Origin of the sequence: Rothia sp. HMSC066G07 (assembly GCF_001814485.1) — a bacterium.
Lineage (GTDB): Bacteria > Actinomycetota > Actinomycetes > Actinomycetales > Micrococcaceae > Rothia.
In genome coordinates this window covers 104748-121956 of record NZ_KV816922.1, presented here as the reverse complement: position 1 = coordinate 121956, position 17209 = coordinate 104748, and the positions used below count along the sequence as shown (strand labels likewise).

The 17209-nt window shown below is 56.8% G+C and carries 8 protein-coding genes; all 8 read left to right on the top strand.

What is annotated here, in order from left to right; all coding sequences use genetic code 11:
• Position 1: 1 nt before the first annotated feature.
• The 8 genes from narJ (at position 2) to HMPREF2971_RS02045 (ending at position 16819) form a co-directional block, all read left to right on the top strand.
• Positions 2-742, top strand: coding sequence for a nitrate reductase molybdenum cofactor assembly chaperone (gene narJ / locus HMPREF2971_RS02080; protein ID WP_070690952.1), 741 nt, complete (start codon positions 2-4; stop codon positions 740-742).
• 26 nt (positions 743-768) lie between these two features.
• A complete protein-coding gene (gene narI, locus HMPREF2971_RS02075) occupies positions 769-1602 on the top strand; it encodes a respiratory nitrate reductase subunit gamma (protein ID WP_070690948.1) in 834 nt (277 codons plus the stop codon).
• A gap of 30 nt (positions 1603-1632) precedes the next feature.
• Positions 1633-2853 (top strand): MFS transporter, encoded by a 1221-nt coding sequence (locus tag HMPREF2971_RS02070; protein ID WP_070690944.1) that lies wholly within the window; start codon positions 1633-1635, stop codon positions 2851-2853.
• Positions 2854-3137: 284 nt separating this feature from the next.
• Positions 3138-5978 (top strand): aminomethyl-transferring glycine dehydrogenase, encoded by a 2841-nt coding sequence (gene gcvP / locus HMPREF2971_RS02065; RefSeq protein ID WP_012903038.1) that lies wholly within the window; start codon positions 3138-3140, stop codon positions 5976-5978.
• A gap of 172 nt (positions 5979-6150) precedes the next feature.
• On the top strand, positions 6151-7269 hold the full coding sequence (gcvT, locus tag HMPREF2971_RS02060) for a glycine cleavage system aminomethyltransferase GcvT (protein ID WP_044150203.1): 1119 nt from the start codon (positions 6151-6153) through the stop codon (positions 7267-7269).
• 276 nt (positions 7270-7545) lie between these two features.
• A complete protein-coding gene (locus HMPREF2971_RS02055; RefSeq protein ID WP_053091087.1) occupies positions 7546-9042 on the top strand; it encodes an L-serine ammonia-lyase in 1497 nt (498 codons plus the stop codon).
• A gap of 257 nt (positions 9043-9299) precedes the next feature.
• The gene (gene rpoB / locus HMPREF2971_RS02050; RefSeq protein ID WP_070690940.1) at positions 9300-12806 is read left to right on the top strand and encodes a DNA-directed RNA polymerase subunit beta; all 3507 of its coding nucleotides are present in this window, start codon (positions 9300-9302) and stop codon (positions 12804-12806) included.
• Between the two features lie 110 nt (positions 12807-12916).
• The gene (locus HMPREF2971_RS02045; protein WP_070541440.1) at positions 12917-16819 is read left to right on the top strand and encodes a DNA-directed RNA polymerase subunit beta'; all 3903 of its coding nucleotides are present in this window, start codon (positions 12917-12919) and stop codon (positions 16817-16819) included.
• Positions 16820-17209 lie beyond the last annotated feature (390 nt).

Genomic DNA, 17209 nt, shown 5'->3' with positions numbered 1-17209 from the left:
AGTGGCTGGATTCTTTTCCAAGCTCATGGGCAAAGCCGGTTCCGAGGCTGCTGTCTCGGAGCCGGCTCAGCCGGAGAACCCGTTCGATATCGATTACGGTCCCGGCGAGGATAAGGACTCGGTAATCTACCAGGTGAGCGCTATGCTCCTGGGCTACCCCGATGAGGAAACTCTGAAGGTTCTGCCTGAACTGGTTGAGATTACCGCTTCCACTCAGGATGAGGCTTTCATTGCTGCCGTTGATGCGGTTCAGCAGTGGCTGACTTCTAAGGACCTGGAGGATGTGCAGTCCGAGTACGTGCAGGAGTATGACCTTTCGCGTCGTCATTCTCTGCATCTGTCCTACTGGACCGATGGCGATACCCGCCGCCGTGGTGAGACTCTTCTGCGTTTTAAGCAGATGTACCGCGACTCCGGTATGTTTACTGTTTTGAATGGCGAGCTTCCGGACTACCTGCCGCTGGTGCTGGAGTTCTGTGCGTTGGTGGATCGCCGTAAGGGCCGTTCCGCTTTGCAGGCGTACCGTCCGTCCCTTGAGCTTCTTCGTCTGTCCATGAAGGACGGAAATCTGCCCCACTACGGGTTGTTGCAGAGCATCTGCGATACCCTTCCTGGCGTCTCTCCGCAGACTCAGGAGGAGGTTCAGAAGATGGCTGGCTACGGCCCTCCCGTCGAGACTGTTGGCTTGGATGGTTACGCTGATCATCAGCTGCTCCAGCAGGCTTCGGCGCGTTCTAACTAGTTTTATCCCTTGTGAGGAGACAACACGTGTACGTACTTGCTTCTGAGAACGCAGGACATGCTGCACAGGCTGTAGCCGATCCGGGTATTGTGGACATCCTGCTGTGGGGCGTTCTGCCCTATGTTGCGCTGGTCGTTCTGATTGGTGGCACCATTTGGCGTTACCGTACTGACCAGTTCGGATGGACTACCCGCTCGTCCCAGGTCTATGAATCGAAGCTGCTGCGCATTGCTTCGCCCCTGTTCCACTACGGTCTTGCGGCCGTTTTCCTTGGTCACGTTGGTGGCCTGGTGGTTCCCAAGTCGTTTACCGACCTGGTCTTGTCGGAGGACGCTTACCACATGATGGCGCTGGTTGTAGGTTCTGCAGCCGCGATTGCAACCATTGTTGGTATGTTCATTCTGATTGGTCGCCGTGCTTCGAACTCTCGTGTTCGTTCGGCTACCACCCGTAATGACGTTTTCATGTACGTCATTCTGGTCCTGGTGATTCTCGCTGGCACTGCGGCTACTCTGGTTTCGGCTGTGAACCCCTCGGGCGGTTTGCCTCCGGTGAATGGTCACGAGGTTCACTTCAACTACCGTGAGACCATCGCTGTTTGGTTCCGTTCGCTGTTCTACTTCCACCCTGAGGTAGCTTTGATGGTGAATATTCCCGTGGCTTTCAAGATTCACATCGTGGTGGCTATGGTTCTGTTCATCATTTGGCCCTTTACCCGCCTGGTGCATGCACTGACTGTGCCCCTGCACTACCTCTTCCGCCCCTACACCGTGTACCGCACTCGTGGCGGCCAGCGTGTTGGTGCACGTCGAGGTTGGGATCCGGTAGGTACTCTCCCACGTGAGCGCGCCGACCGCTAATACACATATCCATATTGCAAAAGAGGAAATATGAGCACCCCTGCTGCACCGAGCTACGACCTAAAGAATGGTCAGCTCCGTAACGTTCTGCTGGCTACCTTCGTCTCTACCATTGGTTTCTGGGCATGGACCATCGTTGGCCCGCTGGCGAAGATGTACGCAAAGCAGATGCACCTGGACGCTGGTATGACCAGCCTTCTGGTTGCTATGCCGATTTTCATCGGCGCTATCGGCCGTATTCCCGTTGGTGGTCTGACTGACCGCTACGGTGGTCGTATTATGTTCACCGCTGTTCTGGCGATTAGCGCACCCCTGGTCTTCCTGGTTGGTGTTGCTGGTCAGATGAACTCGCTGCCCATGTTGCTTGTTGTGGCATTCTTCCTGGGTATTGCGGGTACCGTGTTCGCTGTGGGTATTCCCTTCAGTTCCGCATGGTATGACGCTTCCAAGAAGGGTTTTGCGACCGGTGTGTTCGGTGCCGGCATGGTGGGTACTGCAATTTCTGCATTCGCTACCCCCCGCCTGGTGCAGGGTATTGGTTACTTCCAGACTCACGTTCTGATTGCTGTTATCTGTGCTGTAACCGCTGCTATCTCTTTCTTCTTCTTGAAGGATTCCCCGGCAACCATCGGCCGTGAGGTTACTCCGCTGATGCCGAAGATTGTTCAGGCATTCAAGGTGAAGACCACTTGGCAGCTGTGCTTCCTCTACGCTGTTGTGTTCGGTGCGTTCGTGGCATTCTCGAACTACCTGCCTACTTACCTGAGCAACATCTACAACTTCAACGCTAACGACGCTGGTATGCGTGCGGCTGGCTTTGCGGTTGCTGCTGTGATTGCTCGTCCCTTCGGTGGTGTGCTGGCTGATAAGTTCGGTCCGAAGATTATCACCCTCATCTCCCTGGGTGGTGTGGTGATCCTGGCAGTTATTACCGCGTTCCAGCCTGATGCTGAGCACGTGTATGGTGCTGTTTTCATCCTGATGGCTGCTCTTCTGGGTCTGGGCCACGGCTCGGTCTTCGGCTGGGTGGCTCGTGCGGCTGATCCGAAGAACGTTGGTGCGGTGTCCGGTGTGGTTGCTGCTGCTGGCGCTCTGGGTGGTTTCTTCCCGCCGCTGGTGATGGGTGCAACCTACAACCAGGCTGAGAACAACTACTTCATCGGTCTGATGCTGCTGGCCGTGACCGCGTTCCTCGCCTTTCTGTCGGCATTCCTCGTGCCGCACGGTGGCAAGCCCAACCACGCTAAGTAGGGTCTTCTAATACATCCTTCTGCGGGATGTATGTGAAGTTTGCTTTGACTGAGTCCGGCTCGTTTTCTCTTCGGAGAGAACGAGCCGGGCTTTGTGCGTTTCTGCTGTTTTTCCTCTAACAGGGAGGGAGCTTAGCGGGGCAAAAGACTTTGATGTTTAGGCATGTCAAATGTTGGTAAAGCTAGCAAAACTTTGTGGAGATGTGGGACACTTAAGATGTTCGACTCGTCGCAATAGCGCGACGTGACCCCTCTACGGTTTGCGCCGACTAATAGGAGAATCCTATGTCCTTTATTGATCGTCATCTCGGCCCCCGTTCCGCAGACGCAGAGCAGATGCTCGAAACCCTGGGATACTCTTCCCTGGATGCGCTGATGGACGCTGTTGTCCCCTCGCAGATTCGCCTTGACGGCGAATTGCAGTTGCCTGCTCCGCTGTCGGAGCATGAGGCTCAGGCAAAGATTGCCGGCTATGCTGCGAAGAATAAGGTTCTCGCCCAGATGATTGGTGCCGGATACTACGATGCAGTAACTCCCGCGGTTCTGCGCCGTAACATTCTGGAAAACCCCGGTTTCTACACTTCTTACACCCCGTACCAGGCTGAGATTTCTCAGGGCCGTCTGGAGGCTCTGCTGAACTTCCAGAACACCGTGATGGAGCTGACCGGCCTGGAGATTGCAAACTCCTCCCTGCTGGATGAGGCATCCGCAGTAGCTGAGGCAGCTGTCATGATGCACCGTGCGAACCGCAAGGTGAAGAATGGCTTCTTCGCGATTGACTCCCGTTGCCTGCCTCAGGTTATTTCGGTGACTCGCGGCCGTGCAGAGATGCTCGGCATTCCCTTCGTCATTACTGATTTCTCTGAGGGTCTGCCTGAGGGCGACCTGTACGGTATCGTCCTGGCGTACCCCGGCAATGAAGGCGATATTCGCGATATTGAGCCGCTGATTAAGGCCGCTAAGGAGCGTAACGCCCTGGTCACTGTGGTCGCTGACCTGTTGGCTCTGACCCTGCTGAAGTCTCCGGGTGAGCTGGGTGCTGATATCGCAGTTGGTAACACTCAGCGTTTCGGTCTGCCCTTCTTCTTCGGTGGCCCCCACGCTGCGTACATGGCTGTTCACAAGGGCATGGAGCGTACCATGCCTGGCCGTCTGGTGGGTGTTTCTAAGGATTCGGCTGGTAAGCCTGCGTACCGTCTGGCTCTGCAGACTCGTGAGCAGCACATTCGCCGTGAGAAGGCTACTTCCAATATTTGTACTGCTCAGGCTCTGCTGGCGATTGTTGCTGGTGCTTACGCGATGTACCACGGTCCTGAGGGTCTGCGCGCTATCGCGAACCGCCTGCACACTAATGCCGCTCGTGTTGCTACCGCGCTGAAGTCTGCGGGCTACGGTATCGCTCACGATACTTTCTTCGACACCGTCGTGGTGGAGGCTGCTGGCCGTGCCGACGAGCTGGTTGCGAAGGCTCTGGAAGCTGGCGTGAACATCCGCCGCTTCGACGAGAACCGCATCGGTATTTCCGTGGGTGAGTCTCACGGTGAGGAGCTGCTCAAGGGCCTGGTTGAGGCTCTGGGCGGCACCCTGGGTGAGGCAGATGCACAGTACGATCTGCCCGCTGAGCTGCTGCGTACCGATGACTACATGCAGCACCCGATTTTCCACAAGTACCGTTCCGAGACCGAGATGATGCGCTACCTGCGTCACCTCGCTGACAAGGATCTGGCACTTGACCGCACCATGATTCCGCTGGGTTCGTGCACTATGAAGCTGAACGCGGCCGCTGAGATGGAGCCCATCTCCTGGCCTGAGTTCGCGAACATCCACCCGCTGGTCCCGGAGAATCAGGCTGAGGGCTGGCACGAGCTGATTAAGGATTTGAGCGAGTGGCTGGTTGCTATTACCGGTTACGATGCTATCTCGCTGCAGCCGAACTCGGGTGCGACCGGTGAGTACGCTGGTCTGCGCGCTATCCGTTCCTTCCATGAGGCTAACGGTGACCACGAGCGCGATACCGTCCTGATTCCGCTGTCTGCTCACGGCACCAACGCGGCATCTGCTGCTCTGGCTGGTCTGAAGGTTGCCGGTGTGGCAACTGCGGCTGACGGTTCGATTGATGTTGACGACCTGAAGGCAAAGATTGAGAAGTACGGCCCCAAGGTTGCCGGCATCATGATTACCTACCCTTCCACTCACGGTGTGTTTGAGGAGCAGGTTGCTGAGGTTTGCCAGCTGGTTCACGAGGCTGGCGGCCAGGTGTACCTGGATGGCGCGAACCTGAACGCTCAGATGGGCTTCGCTCAGCCCGGTAAGTTCGGCGGCGACGTTTCGCACCTGAACCTGCACAAGACCTTCTCCATTCCTCACGGTGGTGGCGGCCCCGGTGTTGGCCCGCTGGCTGTTCGTGAGCACTTGGCGAAGTTCCTGCCCGGCGACGCATACCGCGCTGATGCTGAAGGTAAGCTCCCCAACGATGCTGCACTGCCGATTTCTCAGGCGTTCTTCGGTTCTGCCGGTGTTCTGCCGATTAGCTGGATGTACATTGCGATGACTGGTGCTCAGGGTCTGAAGGACTCTTCGCAGTACGCGGTGCTGAACGCTAACTACATTGCGAAGAAGCTCAACGACAAGTACCCGGTGCTGTACACCGGCCCCGGCGGTCTGGTCGCTCACGAGTGCATCCTGGATCTGCGTCAGCTGACCGATCAGTCTCATGTGACCGCTGAGGATGTCTGCAAGCGTCTGATGGACTTCGGCTTCCACGCTCCGACTCTGGCGTTCCCGGTTCCGGGCACCCTGATGGTTGAGCCGACTGAGTCTGAGTCGAAGGAAGAGCTGGACCGTTTCATTGAGGCAATGGAGACCATCTACGACGAGATTATCGAGGTGGCTGAGGGCAAGGTCGCTGTGGAGGATTCGGTTCTGCGCAACGCACCGCACACCGTTGATGTGGTAAGCGCTGATGAGTGGGATCGCCCCTACAGCCGTACCCAGGCAGCTTTCCCGGTTCCGAGCCTGCGCGCTAACAAGTACTTCACTTCGGTGGGTCGTATTGATGGCGCTGGCGGTGACCGTAACTTCGTGTGCGAATGCCCCCCGATGGAGGCTTTCGATCTGGAAGCATAAGGAGCCTATAACGCTCCTGGGTAGGCTGTAGCGGTCTACCCGCCTCACCCGTCCTCAGATTTCTGGGGACGGGTGGGGGTCGCCTCCGCAGCGTATCTCGTGTCTGTGGGGGTGAACTAAATCTACGACGATTGAACGATAACAGCACAAGGCTGTGCGTGAGGAGAACCTAATGTCCCCCAAGAAGACCTCCCTGTACCCGGTTCACGAGAAGCTGGGCGCTTCTTTCACCGACTTTGGTGGCTGGGATATGCCCCTGAAGTATGCTAACGACGTTGCTGAGCACGAGGCTGTCCGTACTCGTGCCGGTATTTTCGACCTGTCTCACATGGGTGAGTTCCGTGTGACCGGCCCGGATGCGGGTGCGTTCCTGGATTACGCTCTGGTGTCGAACATGTCCATCCTGAAGGTCGGTAAGGCAAAGTACTCGATCCTGGTCAACGACAAGGGCGGCGTGATTGACGACCTGATTACTTACCGTCTGGGCGATGAAGAGTTCATGGTTGTTCCGAACGCTGCGAACATTGACACTGACTTCGCGGCGATGAGCGAGCGCCTGGGTGATTTCAACGTTGAGTTTGTGAATGAGTCGGAGCAGACTTCTCTGGTGGCTGTTCAGGGTCCTCGTGCTGAGGAGATTCTGCTGGTTGCTGGCGTGTCTGATGAAGAGGCTGTCCGTGAGCTGAAGTACTACGCTTCGGTACCGCTGACTGTTGCCGGCGTTGATGTTTTGCTGGCTCGTACCGGTTACACCGGTGAGGATGGCTTCGAGCTGTTCGTTCCGAATGAGAACGCTGTTGAGCTGTGGGATAAGCTGGCTGCTGCCGGTGAGCCTTTCGGTATGATTCCTGCCGGTCTGGCTTCTCGTGACTCCCTGCGTCTTGAAGCTGGTATGCCGCTGTACGGTAACGAGCTGGGTCTTGAGATTACTCCGTTTGAGTCCGGTTTGGGTCGCCTGGTTGAGATTGCTCTGGAGAAGAAGGCTGCTAACTTTGTGGGTCGTGAGGCTCTGACTGAGTTGGCTAAGAGTGAATCGAAGCGTATCCTGGTTGGTCTGAAGGCTCAGGCGAAGCGTCCTGCTCGTGCCGGTTCTAAGCTGGTGGATGCTGAAGGTAATGAGATTGGTGAGGTTACCTCCGGTATTCCTTCCCCGACTTTGGGCTTCCCGATTGCTATGGCGCTGGTGAACCGTGAGTTCTCTGAGGTTGGCTCTACTGTGGATGTTGATATCCGCGGTAAGCGTGCTCCGTTTGATGTTGTGGCTCTGCCGTTCTACAAGCGTGAGAAGTAAGAGTTTTTCTGCAGATAATCTGTAGGGTAGAGGCGTCGTGTCCCGTGTGGGCACGGCGCCTTTTCTGCGCCGTGAGGTGGGCGTTGAATAGCGAGGGAGGGCGTGAGGTGTTCTGAACCTTAGTTTGTGATGGTTCTGAAGTGCGTTAGGATTAGAGCGGCCAGTCAAGGGTGATTGTCCGCACTTATAGACCGCAGATTGATGTGTGGTTCCTCCATTCAGGGGCGCGTATCTTTTGGTGCGGTGCACAGACATTATTTATTTGAAGGACAGAATGTGGCTATTAACCAGAGCGCGCCCAGCAGCGCCCAGAAGAAGGCAGAGGCTCTGCCGTATGACATCAGTGTTTTTGAGATGTTCAGCGTTGGTGTGGGCCCTTCGAGTTCGCATACGGTGGGGCCGATGCGCGCTTCGAACCGTTTTGTGGCGGAGCTGATTGATGAGGGTCTGCTGGACCGTGTGACGGGTGTGCATGTTGATTTGTATGGTTCGTTGGCGGCTACGGGTGCTGGTCACGGTACGATGAGTGCTGCGTTGAAGGGCCTGTGTGGTTTTGTTCCGGAGACTATCAATATCGCTGATTCTGAGGCGATGATTGAGCGCAATAGCGTGGATGGTACTTTGCCGCTTGCTGGTTACCCGTCCTCTGCGTACGGTGTGACTGCGCCCGGTGGTGAGGAGCAGAAGGTGTACGGCCCGGTGGTGAATTACCGTGAGCTGGATATGACTCTGCGTCCGTTGACGGTTCTTCCGCGCCATACGAACGGTATGAAGATTGCGGCGTTTGCGGGTGAGCAGCTGTTGTTGGAGCGCACTTACTATTCGATTGGTGGTGGCTTCATTGTTGAGGGTGATGAGGAGGCGACCGGTGGCGCGTCGCTGATGAACCCTCCGTATCCGTTCGGTTCGGCTACTGAGCTGCTGGAGATGGCGAATGAGGCTGGGTTGTCGATTGCGCAGTTGAAGATGGCGAATGAGTGTTCTCTGCGTTCTGAGCAGGAGGTCCGTGATGGCATCTTGCATATCTACCGTGTGATGAAGGAGTGCATTGGCTCTTCTCTGGCACGTGTGGGTTATTTGCCGGGCCCGCTGAAGGTGCGTTGCCGTGCGGGCGCGTGGCATCGCGATTTGATGGTGGAGGATCCTTCGAAGTCTCCTGAGTTCGCTATTGACTGGGTGAATCTGATTGCTTTGGCGGTCAATGAGGAGAACGCTTTTGGCGGTCGCGTGGTGACTGCTCCGACGAATGGTGCTGCGGGTATTATCCCGGCGGTGTTGCATTATGCGATGAACTACACGCAGGGTATTCGCCATTGCGGTCAGGCTGCCCGTGACCAGGCGGTTGTTGATTTCTTCTTGGCGTCTTCTGCTGTGGGCGTGCTGTATAAGAAGCGCGCGTCGATTTCTGGTGCTGAGGTTGGTTGCCAGGGTGAGGTGGGTAGTGCCTCCTCGATGGCTGCTGCCGGTTTGGCGCAGGTGATGGGTGGTACTCCTGAGCAGGTTGAGAATGCTGCTGAGATTGCGATGGAGCACAACCTGGGTCTGACGTGTGACCCGGTGGGTGGTTTGGTGCAGATTCCGTGTATTGAGCGTAATGCAATGGCGGCGTCGAATGCTGTGACGGCTGCTCGTATGGCGTTGCGTGGTGATGGTACGCACCGTGTGTCGTTGGATCAGGTGATTGAGACGATGCGTCAGACCGGTTTGGATATGTCTCACCGCTATAAGGAGACGTCTATGGGCGGTTTGGCTGTGAATGTGGTGGAATGCTAGGTGCATGCCGTGGCAGGTTTGCACTCCTGATGTGGGTGTGGTAGACAGAAAGGCTTTCTTCCTGTATTGTTAGTATTTACGCTTTCCCTAACCTTTGTGCCTTCATATAGCGGTGGGCACGGGCTGAAGGTGACGTTTTTCCGTCCGACTCTATAGCTTCGAGCACCGTTTTATTCGGGGGCTGAGGTTGTCGTGTCGCCGGTAATGTCGCCGGGAGGCTGATTGCTAACAGACATGTCTGTGGAAGGATCCCCATTTTGGTCGCTTCGAGCACCTCTAACCATGACGCCGCTAACGGCGCAGAGAACGTCTCGCGCCGAATTTCATTCGCGAAGATTAACGAACCGCTGAAGGTTCCCAACCTGCTTGCTATCCAGACCGATAGCTTCGACCGCCTCGTTGGTAACGAGCGCTGGGCGGAGCGTCTGGAGAAGGCGCAGGCTGCTGGTGACACTTCTGTCCCCGCTCAGTCCGGTCTGGCTGAGATTTTTGAAGAAATCTCCCCGATTCGTGACTTCCAGGAGACTATGCAGCTCTCCTTCTCTGAGCCTGAGTTTGCTGACCCCAAGTACTCTGTTGAGGAGTGCAAGGACCGCGACGCAACCTACTCGGCTCCGCTGTACATTAAGGCTGAATTCATGAACCTCGCTACCGGCGAGGTCAAGCAGCAGACCCTGTTCATGGGTGACTTCCCCCTGATGACCGAGGCCGGTACCTTCGTTATTAACGGTACTGAGCGTGTGGTCGTTTCTCAGCTGGTGCGTTCCCCCGGTGCTTACTTCGAGAAGGCTCCGGACCGTACCTCCGATAAGGACATTTACTCTGCCCGCGTGATTCCTTCCCGCGGTGCATGGTTCGAGCTTGAGATTGATAAGCGCGACCAGGTTGGCGTGCGTCTGGACCGCAAGCGTAAGCAGTCCGTGACTGTTCTGCTGAAGGCTCTGGGCTGGACCGAGTCCAAGATTCTGGCTGAGTTCGGTCAGTACGACTCCATCCGCGCAACCCTGGAGAAGGACTCCGTCAAGGACCGCGACGAGGCTCTGCTGGACATCTACCGCAAGTTGCGTCCGGGCGAACCCCCGACGGTTGAAGCTGCCCAGGCTCTGCTGGACAACATGTACTTCACCCCGCGCCGCTACGACCTGGCGAAGGTTGGTCGTTACAAGCTGAACCGTAAGCTCGGCGTGGACGTTCCCATGGATTCCCCCGAGGCTTCCGTTCTGAGCCAGGACGACATCGCCCAGATGATTCGTTACCTCTGCGCTCTACACGCAGGCGAGACCACCATCCCCGGTGTTCGTGACGGCGAGGAGATCTCCCTCAAGATCGACATCGACGACATCGACCACTTCGGTAACCGTCGTATCCGCACCGTGGGCGAGCTCATTGAGAACCAGATCCGTACCGGTCTGTCCCGTATGGAGCGCGTGGTTCGCGAGCGCATGACCACCCAGGACGTGGACGCTATCACCCCGCAGTCCCTGGTGAACATCCGCCCCGTCGTGGCAGCTATCAAGGAGTTCTTCGGTACTTCTCAGCTGTCGCAGTTCATGGACCAGAACAACCCGCTGGCAGGTCTGACCCACAAGCGTCGTCTGTCCGCACTGGGCCCGGGCGGTCTGTCTCGTGACCGTGCAGGCATGGAAGTTCGAGACGTCCACCCCTCGCACTACGGTCGTATGTGCCCCATTGAAACCCCTGAAGGCCCGAACATTGGTCTGATTGGTTCGCTGGCAACCTACGGTCGCATCAACTCCTTCGGTTTCATTGAGACCCCCTACCGCGTCGTGACTGACGGCCGCGTGACCGATGAGGTCCGCTACCTGACCGCTGACGATGAGAAGGGTGTCGTCATTGCGCAGGCAAACGCGCCGCTGAACGCTGACCGTACCTTCGCTGAGAACGAGGTTCTCTGCCGTGCGGGTGACGGTTCTGGTGAAGCTGTTATGGTTGCTCCCGGCGCCGTACAGTACATGGACGTTTCCCCGCGCCAGATGGTGTCTGTGGCTACCGCCCTGATTCCTTACCTGGAGCACGACGACGCTAACCGAGCACTGATGGGTGCTAACATGCAGCGTCAGGCTGTGCCCCTGCTGGAGTCTGAGGCTCCCGTGGTTGGTACCGGTATGGAGAAGTACGCAGCACTGGATTCCGGTGACTCCGTGCTCGCGAAGAAGCCCGGTGTGGTTTCCTCCGTGGACGCTAAGACTGTTATCGTCCGTAATGACGACGGTTCTGTCTCCACCTACCCGATCATGAAGTTCTCCCGTTCGAACCCGGGTAACTGCTACAACCAGCGCGTTGTGGTGAAGGAAGGCCAGCGCGTCGAATACCGCGACGTTATTGCTGACGGCCCCTCCACCGACGGCGGCGAGCTGGCACTGGGTAAGAACCTGCTCGTGGCATACATGCCGTGGGAAGGCCTGAACTACGAGGATGCGATCATCCTCTCCCAGCGCATGGTGTCTGAGGACGTGCTGACCTCGATTCACATTGAGGAGCACGAGATTGACGCCCGCGACACCAAGCTGGGCCCCGAGGAGATTACCCGCGATATCCCGAACGTGTCCGAGGATGTTCTCTCGGCTCTGGACGAGCGCGGCATCATCCACATCGGTGCTGAGGTTGAGGCTGGCGACATCCTGGTTGGTAAGGTCACCCCTAAGGGTGAGACCGAGCTGACCCCCGAGGAGCGCCTGCTGCGCGCAATCTTCGGTGAGAAGTCTCGCGAGGTTCGCGACACCTCCCTGAAGGTTCCTCACGGTGAGTCCGGTACCGTCATCGGTATCCGCATCTTCGACCGCGAGAGCAACGATGAGGACGATCTGCCCCCGGGCGTGAACCAGTTGGTCCGCGTGTACGTGGCTCAGAAGCGTAAGATTACCGACGGCGACAAGCTCGCAGGCCGCCACGGTAACAAGGGTGTTATTTCCAAGATCCTGCCGATCGAGGATATGCCCTTCCTGGAAGACGGTACCCCCGTGGACGTTATCCTGAACCCGCTGGGCGTGCCCGGTCGTATGAACATTGGTCAGGTTCTGGAAGTCCACACCGGTTGGCTGGCTAAGCAGGGTTGGAAGATTGAGGGCGAGCCCGAGTGGCTCAAGCACATGCCGAACTTCCCGAAGGAATCCGGCCCGACCCGCCTGGCAACCCCGGTGTTCGACGGTGCCCACGAGGACGAGCTGTTCGACCTCATGGATCACTCGAACCCGAACCGCGATGGCGACCGTCTGATCAACCGTTCCGGTAAGGCACGTCTGATTGACGGCCGTTCCGGTGAGCCGTTCCCGGACCCGATTTCGGTTGGTTACCAGTACATCCTGAAGCTGCACCACCTGGTGGATGACAAGATTCACGCTCGTTCCACCGGTCCGTACTCGATGATTACCCAGCAGCCCCTGGGTGGTAAGGCGCAGTTCGGTGGTCAGCGCTTCGGTGAGATGGAAGTGTGGGCGCTGGAAGCATACGGCGCCGCATACACCCTGCAGGAAATCCTGACCGTCAAGTCCGATGACGTGGCGGGCCGTGTGAAGGTTTACGAGGCTATCGTGAAGGGCGAGAACATCCCTGAGCCGGGTATCCCCGAATCCTTCAAGGTTCTTATCAAGGAAATGCAGTCTCTGTGCCTGAACGTCGAGGTGCTCTCCACCGACGGCAAGATTATTGAGATGAGCGACTCGGAGGAAGAAGGCTTCCGGGCAGCAGAAGATATGGGCGTGAGCCTGACCCACGACGAGCCTAGCTCCGTCGACGAGGCATAAGCACCGCCTCCTTCTAGGGTGGGGAACCCCGCATGCGCTCGCGTGCGTTGTGGGGTTCCTGCCCGCTAACCCAAGTCTTCAGAAACTTACAGAAAGAGATTAGGACCGATATGTCCAACGAATCTTCGCTTGGTTTGATGCGAATTGGCCTCGCCACCGCCGACGACATCCGTCGTTGGTCTTTTGGTGAGGTTAAGAAGCCCGAGACCATCAACTACCGTACCCTGAAGCCCGAGAAGGACGGTCTCTTCGACGAGCGTATCTTCGGCCCCACCAAGGACTGGGAGTGCTACTGCGGTAAGTACAAGCGCGTGCGCTTCAAGGGCATTGTGTGTGAGCGCTGTGGTGTTGAGGTGACCCGCTCTAAGGTACGTCGTGAGCGTATGGGTCACATTGAGCTGGCTGCTCCTGTTACCCACATTTGGTACTTCAAGGGTGTTCCTTCCCGTCTGGGTTACCTGCTGGATCTGGCTCCGAAGGACCTGGAGAAGGTCATTTACTTCGCTGCGTACATGATCACTAAGGTTGATGAGGAAGCTCGTCACGAGGATCTGCCCATGCTGCAGGCTGCTCACGACCGTGAGAAGCAGGAGCTTGAGGCTGCTCTGAACGCTGATGTGAACGCTATTAGCCGTGAGGTTGAGGCGGAGCTGGCTCGTATTGAGGCAGAAGGCGGCAAGGCTGCTGAGAAGCGTAAGCTGCGTGATAACGCTGAGCGTCAGCTCGCGTCGGTACGTAAGCGTTACGAGCGTGAGGCTGAGCACCTGGATCGTGTGTGGGATCGCTTCAAGAACCTGAAGGTCGCTGACCTTGAGGGTGACGAGGCGCTGTACCGTTCCATGATTGATAAGTACGGCCTGTACTTTGAGGGCGCGATGGGCGCAGAGGCTATTAAGAAGCGTCTGGAGTCCTTCGACCTGGAGGCTGAGGCTGAGGCTCTCAAGGAGATTATTCAGACCGGTAAGGGCCAGAAGAAGACCCGCGCCCTGAAGCGCCTGAAGGTTGTTAACGCCTTCCTGACCACTAACAACTCCCCGCTGGGTATGGTCCTGGATGTTGTTCCGGTTATTCCGCCGGAACTGCGCCCGATGGTTCAGCTGGATGGTGGCCGTTTCGCGACCTCCGACCTGAACGACCTGTACCGTCGTGTGATCAACCGTAACAACCGTTTGAAGCGTCTGCTGGAGCTGGGTGCTCCCGAGATTATCGTGAACAACGAGAAGCGTATGCTGCAGGAAGCTGTGGACTCGCTCTTCGATAACGGTCGTCGCGGTCGCCCGGTGACCGGCCCCGGTAACCGCCCCCTGAAGTCTCTGTCTGACATGCTGAAGGGTAAGCAGGGTCGTTTCCGTCAGAACCTGCTCGGTAAGCGTGTTGACTACTCGGGTCGTTCCGTGATTGTGGTTGGTCCTCAGCTGCAGATGCACCAGTGTGGTCTGCCCAAGCAGATGGCGCTGGAGCTGTTCAAGCCCTTCGTTATGAAGCGTCTGGTGGAGCTGAGCCACGCTCAGAACATTAAGAGCGCTAAGCGTATGGTTGAGCGTTTCCGCCCGCAGGTTTGGGACGTGCTGGAAGAGGTTATTGCTGAGCACCCGGTTCTGCTGAACCGTGCACCTACTCTGCACCGCCTCGGTATTCAGGCGTTTGAGCCGAAGCTGGTTGAGGGTAAGGCTATTCAGCTGCACCCGCTGGTTTGCTCCGCGTTCAACGCTGACTTCGATGGTGACCAGATGGCAGTTCATCTGCCGCTGTCTCCTGAGGCTCAGGCTGAGGCTCGTATCCTCATGCTGTCCTCGAACAACATCCTGAAGCCGTCGGATGGCCGCCCTGTGGCTGTTCCTTCGCAGGATATGATTATTGGTCTGTACCACCTGACTACTCCTCGCGATGGTCAGAAGAACGAGGGTCATGCATTCTCCTCGGTGTCTGAGGCTCTGATGGCGATGGATCGTCATGAGATTGAGCTGTACACCAAGGTGAAGATTCGCCTTGATGGTGACCAGTTTGTTGCTCCCGAGGATTGGGAAGCACCGGAGGGTTACCAGCCCGGCGATTCTGTGCTGCTGGACTGCACTGTTGGTCAGGTTCTGTTCAACCAGGCTCTGCCGAAGGATTACCCCTGGTTCTCTGGCGTGGCAGATAAGAAGGGTCTGGGTAGCCTGATTAATGATCTGGCTGAGCGTTACCCGATGGATGTTGTGGCTCGTGCCCTGGATAACCTGAAGAACTCCGGTTTCTACTGGGCTTCTCGTTCGGGCGTGACCGTGGCTGTTTCCGATATTGCTACTCCTTCTGAGAAGCCGGCAATTATGGAGCGCTACGAGAAGCAGGCTGCTGCAATTGAGGACGACTTCGAGATTGGTACCATCGATGACGAAGAGCGTCGTCAGGAGCTGATTAAGGTTTGGACCGAGGCTACCGACGTGGTTGCAGAGGCTATGCGTGAGAACTTGAGCTCTCACGGTGGTCTGAACACCATTTACCGTATGGTGACCTCCGGTGCACGTGGTAACTGGATGCAGGTCCGTCAGATTGCGGGTATCCGTGGTCTGGTGTCGAACCCGAAGGGTGAGATTATGCCTCGCCCGATTAAGTCCTCGTACCGTGAGGGCCTGTCGGTTCTGGAGTACTTCATCGCGACCCACGGTGCACGTAAGGGTCTGGCTGATACCGCGCTGCGTACCGCTAACTCGGGTTACCTGACTCGTCGTCTGGTGGACGTTTCGCAGGACGTTATCGTTCGCGAGCACGACTGTGGCACTCGCCGCGGTTTGGTTCTGCCTCTGATTGATGAGGATGGCGGTCTGCACCAGGATGTTGAGACTTCAATTCACGGTCGTACCCTTGCGGTTGACGTGAAGGATGAGGCTGGCAACGTTCTGGCTGCTGCTGGCTCCGATGTCTCTGATGAGCTCATCGAGAAGCTCTTCAAGGCAGGCGTGAAGGATGTTCGCGTCCGTTCGGTTCTGACCTGTGAGTCCGCTATTGGTGTGTGTGCACTGTGCTACGGTCGTTCGATGGCTTCGAACGTGCTGGTGGACATTGGTGAGGCTGTTGGTATTATTGCGGCTCAGTCGATTGGTGAGCCCGGTACCCAGCTGACCATGCGTACCTTCCACACCGGTGGTGTGGCTTCGGCTGACGATATTACTCAGGGTCTGCCCCGTATTCAGGAGCTGTTCGAGGCTCGTACCCCCAAGGGTGTTGCCCCGATTTCTGAGGTGTCTGGTCGCGTGACCATTGAGGATACCGAGAAGTCCTACAAGATTGTGGTGACCCCGGACGATGGTTCCGAGCCCCAGTCCTACACTGTTCTGCGTCGTGCAGCTTCTAAGCTGCAGAACGGCGATCACGTTCAGGTTGGCGATCAGCTGGCTACCGGTTCTGTTGATCCGAAGGAGGTTCTGCGTATTCGTGGTCCTCGTGAGGCTCAGAAGCACCTGGTGAGCGAGGTTCAGGGCGTGTACAAGTCGCAGGGTGTGGAAATCCACGACAAGCACGTTGAGGTTATTGTTCGCCAGATGCTGCGTCGCGTGACCGTGATTGAGTCTGGTGATACCGATCTGCTGCCTGGTGAGCTGGTTGATAACATTGCTTTCCAGACTGCTAACCGTAAGGCACTGGTTGAGGGTAAGAAGCCCGCAGCTGGCCGTCCGGAAATGATGGGTATTACCAAGGCTTCGCTGGCTACCGAGTCCTGGCTGTCGGCGGCCTCCTTCCAGGAGACCACCCGCGTCCTGACTCAGGCTGCTATGGAGGCGAAGACTGACCCGCTGCTCGGCCTGAAGGAGAACGTGATCATCGGTAAGCTGGTTCCCGCCGGTACCGGTCTGGCACGTTACAACGATATTGAGGTTGAGCCCAGCCCCCAGGCTACTGCTGAGCGTATGCAGGCTCTGGACACTTTCGGTGGTTACCAGAGCGCGTTCCAGATGGATAACGAGGTGTACACTTACGGCAACGGCGGCTTTATGGCTGTTTCGCTGGATGAGTACGGTCGTGGTCTGGACTAAGGCTTCTGCCATGAGGGGCAGGTTGGGGGTTTAGGCTCCCGGCCTGGTCCTTGATAAAGAACGCGGATACTCGAGTTTGTCTCGGGTATCCGCGTTCTGTGTTTAACGAATAGGTGGGGGAGGGTGGCATTCTTTTAAGCGGTACTTTAATATTCTTTATCCTTCAGGGGAAGGTTGTATATTTTTTGCCTAGTGGACGAATCTATTTATAAAAAATCATTAGAGTGCATTATTTTTTCAAACTGGGAAAATTTCTTGACTGGGCAAGAAATTAGATGGCGGTCAAATATTCTAAATCTCCCTAGAAACCGCACTAGGACTGCAATATATAGAATATTCACTCGTTTTTCTTTGGGGTATACATGGAATAAATGTTCTTTATTTGAACAG